6 protein-coding genes are annotated in these 7,387 nt (G+C 68.4%); 5 read left to right on the forward strand and 1 reads right to left on the reverse strand.

All coding sequences use genetic code 11. The annotated features are described in order from the left end of the window. Positions 1 to 53 precede the first annotated feature (53 nt). Positions 54 to 1,037 carry a Bug family tripartite tricarboxylate transporter substrate binding protein gene (locus tag AC6LJ5_RS29410; RefSeq protein ID WP_498142355.1) on the reverse strand — a complete coding sequence of 328 codons (984 nt, stop codon included), beginning with the start codon at positions 1,035 to 1,037 and terminating at the stop codon, positions 54 to 56. Positions 1,038 to 1,175: 138 nt separating this feature from the next. On the opposite strand from AC6LJ5_RS29410, the gene AC6LJ5_RS29415 reads away from it, so the two are divergent. The 5 genes from AC6LJ5_RS29415 (at position 1,176) to AC6LJ5_RS29435 (ending at position 7,248) form a co-directional block, all read left to right on the forward strand. Further along, complete coding sequence (locus AC6LJ5_RS29415) at positions 1,176 to 2,177, forward strand: LysR family transcriptional regulator (protein ID WP_158658463.1); 1,002 nt, start codon at positions 1,176 to 1,178, stop codon at positions 2,175 to 2,177. Then, complete coding sequence (locus AC6LJ5_RS29420) at positions 2,174 to 3,178, forward strand: magnesium and cobalt transport protein CorA (RefSeq protein WP_103275436.1); 1,005 nt, start codon at positions 2,174 to 2,176, stop codon at positions 3,176 to 3,178. Before AC6LJ5_RS29415 ends, AC6LJ5_RS29420 begins: the two co-directional genes overlap by 4 nt. Before the next feature lie 100 nt (positions 3,179 to 3,278). Further along, positions 3,279 to 3,941: a thermonuclease family protein gene (locus AC6LJ5_RS29425; protein ID WP_498142357.1), complete on the forward strand. Its 663-nt coding sequence runs from the start codon at positions 3,279 to 3,281 to the stop codon at positions 3,939 to 3,941. 89 nt (positions 3,942 to 4,030) lie between these two features. Then, positions 4,031 to 6,274, forward strand: coding sequence for an ABC transporter substrate-binding protein (locus AC6LJ5_RS29430; RefSeq protein ID WP_498142356.1), 2,244 nt, complete (start codon positions 4,031 to 4,033; stop codon positions 6,272 to 6,274). Beyond that, the gene (locus AC6LJ5_RS29435; protein ID WP_103275434.1) at positions 6,271 to 7,248 is read left to right on the forward strand and encodes an ABC transporter permease; all 978 of its coding nucleotides are present in this window, start codon (positions 6,271 to 6,273) and stop codon (positions 7,246 to 7,248) included. The genes AC6LJ5_RS29430 and AC6LJ5_RS29435 overlap by 4 nt, the downstream gene beginning before the upstream one ends. The last annotated feature ends 139 nt before the right edge of the window (positions 7,249 to 7,387 follow it).

Genomic DNA, 7,387 nt, shown 5'->3' on the forward strand with positions numbered 1-7,387 from the left:
GTGCGGCGCAGAGGGGCGGCGGGCACGGAACCCGCCCGGGCGGCGAGCCGCGCCTAGTCCAGCCTGATGCCGCGGGACTTGACCACGCCGCGCCAGAAATCCTGCATCTGCTTCTGCATGGCGAGCATGTCGTCGCCATAGAGGTCCAGGATGTCGTTGCCGCCGGCGAGGATGAACTCGCGCACCGCCGGCGTATGCAGCGCCTGCTTGAGCGCACCGCGCAGCCGCGCCAGCGCCTCGGGCGGCGTGCCGGCCGGCGCGTACAGCCCGGTCCAGCCGTACAGCGTCAGCGAGGGATAGCCCAGTTCCTTCAGGGTGGGCACGTCGGGCGCGTCCGTGACGCGGGCGTCGCTGCTGGCGGCGATGGCCACGGTCTTGCCCGACTTCACATGCGGCAGGGCCGAGGAAGGGGTGTCGAACAGCAGGTCGATGGTGCCGCCCATCAGGTCGGCCTGCGCGGCGGCGGGGCCCTTGTAGGGCACGTGCGTCAGCTCGATGCCGGCCAGCTGGCTGAGCAGTTCGCCCAGCAGGTGCGGATTGGTGCCGGGTCCCGCGCTGCCGTAGGTGATCTTGCCGGGATGCGCCTTGGCCTTGGCGATGAGGTCCGGCAGGTCGCGGATGCCCGAGGCCTGGCTGGCGACCAGCAGGAACGGCGAGCGCGAGATCACGCCGATGGGCGCGAAATCCTTGTTCTCGTCATAGGGCAGCTTGCGCGTGAGCACGATGGGCAGCATGACCATGGCGCTGGAAGCGCCGGCCAGCAGCGTGTAGCCGTCCGGCGCGGCCTTGGCGACCGCGTCCACGCCGATGGCGCCGCCCGCGCCCGAGCGGTTCTCGACCACGAAGCTCTGGCCCAGCTGGTCGCCCATGGCCTTGCTAACCGCCCGCGCCAGCACGTCCGACGAGGCGCCGGGCAACGTGTGCACGATGACCTTGACGGGCTTGTTCGGGTAGGCGTCCTGCGCCTGCGCGGCGGGCGCGGACAGCAGGCTCAGCGACAGGATGGCGCCAGCGGCGCGGCCGAAGAAGGCGTTCATGGTTTTCCCCTGATTTGTCATGTGATGGCGCTGGGGCGGGCCACAGCGTTGCCGCATTGTCGGCAGGGGTGTTTATGTGCGTCAATCGTGAAATTAGGCATAATGATTGCATATAATGCAAGTATTTGCGGAGCGACTATGCAGCTCATGGGCATGGAGGCGCTGCGCGCCTTTGTCGAAGGCGGTTCGATCGCGGAGGCCTCGCTGCGCCTGCGCCGCAGCGCTTCCCAGGTCAGCCGCCTGCTGGCCGCGCTGGAGGACGATGTCGGGTATGCCCTGCTGGTCAAGGAGGGACGGCGGCTGACGCTGACCGAGCCGGGCCGCCAGCTGTACGAGCGCATCGGCGAGATGCTGCGCGCCAACGATGCGCTCACGGACTATCTGCGTCACGCGCGCCGCAAGAGCCGCACCCATGTCAACGTGCTGGTGGCGCAGCACCTGATCGACGGCCTGCTGGTGGACGCCATCGCCGGCGCCACGCGCGAGGAGCCGGATTTCGGCGCCAGCGTCAATGCCCGCATGCCGCCCAATGTGGACGCCTGGATCAGCCAGCAGCATTTCGATATCGCGCTGGCCCAGCTGCCGGTCGAGCATCCGCTGCTGGTCACCGAAACGCTGGCCGAGACGCATGCCGTGGCGGTGTTCGGGCCGGACGATCCGCGCGCCGATCTGCCGGGCCCGATCACGCCGCGCGCGCTGGGCCAGGGCAGGTTCATCGGCATGCCCGCCGGCGGTTCGCTGTTCCACCGCTACCTCAGGGCCTTCGGCGAAGCCGGCTATCAGCCCGAGGCGCAGTTCGAGGTGACGTTCGGCTTCTTCGCCTGCCAGCTCGCCGCCTCTGGCTGCGGCGCGGCCCTGAGCGATCCGCTGGCCGCCCTGACGCAGCTGCATCGCGGCGCGCGGCTGCGGCGCTTCGAGCCGGCGGTGCCGCTCCAGTACGGCCTGATCTATCCCAAGTCGCGCCCGCCCTCGGCCGCGGCCCGCCTTCTGATCCGTCATCTGCGGCGGGTGGTGGGCGAGAAACTGGCACAGGCTGAAGCCCTGCTGAACGCCGCGGAGCCGGGACGCGCTGCGCTATCATCGGCCCACCGTCGCCGCGTGGGGCGCCGGGCAGCAGCGCAAGAGGACACTGGCTCATGACCACAGAACCGCAACCCGACGCCAACGGCAACCGCGAGGTCGTCGCGTCGATCTCCTATGTCAATGGCCGGCGCGACCGCGAGGTGCCCATCGACCAGGTCGGCGCATACGTGCGCCCGGAGCACGGCATGCTCTGGATCGGGCTGCGCAACCCCAGCCCCGAGCTGCTGGGCAAGGTGGTGAGCGAGCTGGGCGCCTGCGACAAGAACCAGGAAGAGATGCTGGAGCCGCACCGGCGGCCCAAGATCATCGACTACGGCAACATGGTGCTGATCGTGGCCATCACCGTCGAGGTCGAGGCCGAGCGGCCCATCTTCGGCGAGACCCAGTTCCTGATCGGCGACGGCTTTCTCGTCACCGTGCGGCGCGGCGCCACCGCCGGCCACAGCCCGCTGCGCGAACGGCTGGAAGCCTCGCCGGACCTGCTCAAGCGCGGCAGCGACTACGTCGCGTCCGAGCTGCTCGACTGGCTGGTGGACCGCTATGTGGCGGCGGCCGCCAAGATCGAGAGCGTGGTCGAGGGCGCCGAGCAGAAGCTGCTGATTCGGGGCGCCAAGGATTCCGATATCCGCAGGCTGTACCGCCAGCGCCGCGACCTGCTGCGCATCCATACCGTGGTGTCGCCGCTGGCCGAGATTTGCCGCCGCCTGGCGCGGGTCGAGATGACGGCGGTCGATGAACACGCGCGGCCCTATTTCGGCGAGGTGGCCGACCGCGTGCTGCGCGTCGACGAGCTGTTCAATTCCTTGCGCGAGGCGCTGGCCTTCGCGTTCGAAGCCAGCCTGATGATCGGCCAGGCGGCGCAGAACGACACCACGCGCAAGCTGGCGTCCTGGGCGGCCATCCTGGCCGTGCCCACGGCCATCGCCGGCATCTACGGCATGAACTTCGAGTTCATGCCCGAACTGAAATCGCCCTGGGGCTATCCGGTGACGCTGGGCGTCATCGTGACGATCTGCTCCGTGCTCTATTGGCGCTTCCGCAAGTCGGGCTGGCTGTAGCCGCCGCGCCGGCCGGCCGCGCGTCGCCATCCTGTTCCGGCCCGGAGACGGGCCGGGCTTGTGGCACACTGCCAGCCATTCATTTTCCTGGAGCGCGGCGATCTTGCGCGGCAAATCCCCCTTCGGCGGCAGCAGGCTGACCGCCCTGATCGTGGCCCTGATCCTCGCGGCGGCCGGCGCGCTGGTCAACTGGATGCAGCCGTCGCGGCCGGACCAGGACGCTAGCCGCCCGCCGGCGGCGGGCAAGCCCCAGGGCGGCGCAGCCGGCGCGCCGCTGGCCGGCGGCATTCCCAAAGGCAGCTATACGATCACCGGCACCGTCGTCAACGTCGCGGACGGCGACACGGTGACGCTGCGGGCGCCGGACGGACAGCGCCGCATCCGCATGGACAGCATCGACGCGCCCGAGGAAGGCCATGGCGCGGACCAGCCCGGCCAGCCCGATGCCGAGGCCTCGCGCAAGCACCTGGCGGAGCTGGTGGCCGGCAAGACCCTGACCGCGCAATGCTATGAAAAGGACCAGTACGGTCGCGAGGTCTGCGCGCTGATCCTGGAAGACGGCCGTTCGGCCAACCGGCTGCAGGTCGAGGCGGGCTACGCCTGGGCCTATACCGCGCGCCAGGGCGACTACCTGCGCGACCAGGCCATGCCCGATTTGCAGCGCCAGGCCAAGGCCGCCGGCCGGGGTCTGTGGGCGCGGCCGGGCGCGGTGCAGCCCTGGAAGTGGCGCTACGACTGCTGGCGCCAGCGCCAGTGCGGTTGAGCCTGGCAGAGCATTAGGGGCATGCCGGGGTTCTGGTCGCGCCCTGGCTTTGCTATCCTCTGTCGCAACCATTGTTCTGGGAAGGTCTTATGCGCGTCATGAAGCAGCTGCGGGCAGCGGCGACCGCGTTGCTGCTGCTGGCGGCGGCGGGCTGCTCCAACGACGGCAGCCCCGTCAACAGCCCCTATGAGTCCGGCGCCGAAAGCCGGAACACGCTGTATTCCGCCTTCGTCAAGCGCTCTCCCAAGTATCTGGACCCGGCCAGCTCTTATTCCAACGACGAGACGCCTTATACCTACAACGTCTATGAAACGCTCTACGGCTACCACTACCTGAAGCGGCCCTATGAGCTGGTGCCCCGCGCGGCCGCGAGCATCGACCCGCCCGTCTACCTGGACAAGCAGGGCAACACGCTGCCGGCCGACGCGCCGGGCGAGCAGATCGCGCAGAGCGTGTACGACATCAAGTTGCGCCCCGGCATGCGCTACGCGCCGCATCCGGCCTTCGCCAAGAAGTCAGACGGGTCTTATGCCTATTTCCCCATGGCGGCCGCCGACTTGCAGGACAAGTACGCCATCCCGGATTTTCCGCTGACCGGCACGCGCGATCTCACCGCCGACGATTACGTCTATGCCATCCGCCGCCTGGCCAGCCCGCGCGTGGTGTCGCCGATCTATTCACTGATGGCCGAGTACGTGCACGGCCTGAAGGACTACGGCGACCGGCTGCGTCTGCGCGACCAGGCGCTGCGGCGCGACGCGCCGGGCGGGGCGGGGGCCTCGCCCTGGCTGGACTTGCGCGAGGCCGATGGCTTCGACGGCGTGCAGGCGCTGGATCCGCTGACACTGCGCATCCGCGTCAACGGCAAGTATCCCCAGTTCAAGTACTGGCTGGCGATGACCTTCACGGCGCCGATCCCCTGGGAGGCCGACCGCTTCTACAGCCAGCCCGGCATGGCCGAGCAGGACCTGTCGTTCAATACCTGGCCCGTGGGCACCGGCCCCTACATGCTGGTGGAGTCCTTGCAGAACCGCCGCCACGTGCTGGCGCGCAACCCGAACTTCCACGGCGAGCCCTATCCCTGCGAAGGCGAGCCGGGCGACCAGGCCGCGGGCCTGCTGGCCGACTGCGGCAAGCCCACGCCCTTCATCGACCGCGCCGTGTTCAACGTCGAGAAGGAAGCCATTCCGCTGACCGGCAAGTTCCTGCAGGGCTATTACGACGTGCCGCAGATCGAGCGCGGCGAGTATGGCGTGGCCATGCTGGTGGCCGCCGGCGACAGCCAGGACAAGGCCCGCAAGTATCGCGAGCATGGCATCAAGCTGCCCACCACGGTCGAGACCGCGAACTGGTACATGGGCTTCAACTGGCTGGACCCGGTGGTAGGCAAGGGCGACACGCCCGAGCAGGCCGACCGCAACCGCAAGCTGCGCCAGGCCATCAGCATCGCCTTCGACTGGGAAGAATACGTGGCCGTGTTCGAGAACAGCCAGGCTTCGGTCGCCTATGGCCCGGTGCCGCCGGGCGTGCTGGGCTACCGCGAGCCGCCCGAGGGCGTGAACCCGGTGGTCTACGATCTGGTCGACGGCAAGCCGGTGCGCAAGCCCATCGACGTGGCGCGCAGGCTGCTGGCCGAGGCCGGTTATCCCGACGGCCGCAATGCCCGGACCGGCGCGCCGCTGGTGCTGTACTACGACTCCATGACCGGCGGCGGCTCCAACCCGCAATTCGACTGGATGCGGCGGCAGCTTGCCAAGCTCGGCGTGCAGCTGGATGTGCGCGCCACCGACTACAACCGTTTCCAGGACAAGATGCGGCGCGGTTCGGCCCAGATCTTCTTCTGGGGCTGGAACGCCGACTATCCGGACGCCGAGAACTTCCTGTTCCTGCTGTACGGCCCCAACGCCAAGGCCAAGACCGGCGGCGAGAACGCGGCCAATTACGACAGCCCCGAGTACGACAAGCTGTTCGAGCAGATGAAGCTGCTGGACGATGGCCCCGAGAAGGAACGCCTGATCGCCCGCATGGTCGCCATCGTGCAGCGCGACGCGCCCTGGATGTTCGGCTACTTCCCCATGTCGGGCGGCGCCTACCAGCAGTGGGTCGGCAATGCCAAGCCCACCCAGATGGTGCGCAACATCCTGCAGTACATGAAGATCGATCCGGAACTGCGGCACCGCAAGATCGATGAATGGAATTCCCCCATCTGGTGGCCGCTGGGCGTGTTCGCGCTGCTGCTGGCGCTGGCGGTCTGGCCGTCGTACCGGGCCCTGAAGCGGCGCGAGCGGCAGACGGCGTTCGCCCAGGCCGCGCGCAAGGAGCATCAACCATGATCGGCTACGTGATTCGCCGGCTGCTGTACGGCGTGCTGATCCTGATCGGCGTCAACCTGTTCACCTTCATCCTGTTCTTCGCCGTCAACACGCCCGACGACATGGCGCGGCTGGCCATCGGCGGGCAGCGCATCAGCCAGGACGCGGTGGAGAAATGGAAGGTCGAGCACGGCTACGACAAGCCGCTGTTCTACAACGCCGAGGCGCAGGGCGCCGGGCGGCTGACCGACACGGTGTTCTACCAGCGCTCGGTGCCGCTGCTGGCCATGGAATTCGGCGCCTCGGACGGCGGGCGCGACATCGGCCGCGAGATCCGCACGCGCATGGGGCCCAGCCTGGCGCTGGCCGTGCCCACCTTCCTGCTGGGGCTGTTCGTCAGCATCGCGTTCTCGCTCATGCTGGTCTATTTCCGCGCCACGCGGCTGGATTTCTGGGGCGTGGTGCTGTGCGTGATCCTGCTGTCGATCTCCAGCCTGTTCTACATCATCGCGGGCCAGTGGCTGTTCGCCAAGACCTTGCGGCTGGTGCCTTTCTCGGGCTTTTCCGGCGGGCTGGACATGGCCAAGTTCCTGGCGCTGCCGGTGCTGGTGGCGATCATCTCGCGGCTGGGGCCCGAGGCGCGCTTCTACCGCACGCTGTTCCTCGAGGAAATCGGCAAGGACTATGTGCGCACCGCCAGGGCCAAGGGCCTGGCCGAGCGCGCCGTGCTGTTCCGCCACGTGCTGCGCAACGCCATGCTGCCCATCCTGACCAGCACCGTCGCGGCCTTGCCGCTGCTGTTCATGGGCAGCCTGATCGCCGAATCCTTCTTCGGCATTCCCGGCCTGGGCAGCTACACCATCGACGCCATCAACGCGCAGGACTTTTCCATCGTGCGCGCCATGGTGTTCCTGGGCGCCTCGCTCTACATCGTGGGCCTGATCCTGGCCGATATTTCCTACACGCTGGCCGACCCCCGCGTGCGTTTCGAGTAGCCGCCATGCCCAAGATCGTCTTGCTCTGGACCGATATCGCGCTCTGGCTGATGGCGTTGGGGGCGCTGGCCTACGCCTGGTACGTGCGCCGCAGTCCGGCGCTGCGCGCCACCTGGGGGCGTGTCGCGCGCGACACGCC

It is taken from the genome of Achromobacter sp. 1011791174 (assembly GCF_059760925.1).

Bases quoted from the DNA above. Each gene is read 5' to 3' on its own strand.
- AC6LJ5_RS29410 (WP_498142355.1), bottom strand. From the start codon at position 1,037: ATGAACGCCTTCTTCGGCCGCGCCGCTGGCGCCATCCTGTCGCTGAGC.
- AC6LJ5_RS29415 (WP_158658463.1), top strand. From the start codon at position 1,176: ATGCAGCTCATGGGCATGGAGGCGCTGCGCGCCTTTGTCGAAGGCGGT.
- AC6LJ5_RS29420 (WP_103275436.1), top strand. From the start codon at position 2,174: ATGACCACAGAACCGCAACCCGACGCCAACGGCAACCGCGAGGTCGTC.
- AC6LJ5_RS29430 (WP_498142356.1), top strand. From the start codon at position 4,031: ATGCGCGTCATGAAGCAGCTGCGGGCAGCGGCGACCGCGTTGCTGCTG.
- AC6LJ5_RS29435 (WP_103275434.1), top strand. From the start codon at position 6,271: ATGATCGGCTACGTGATTCGCCGGCTGCTGTACGGCGTGCTGATCCTG.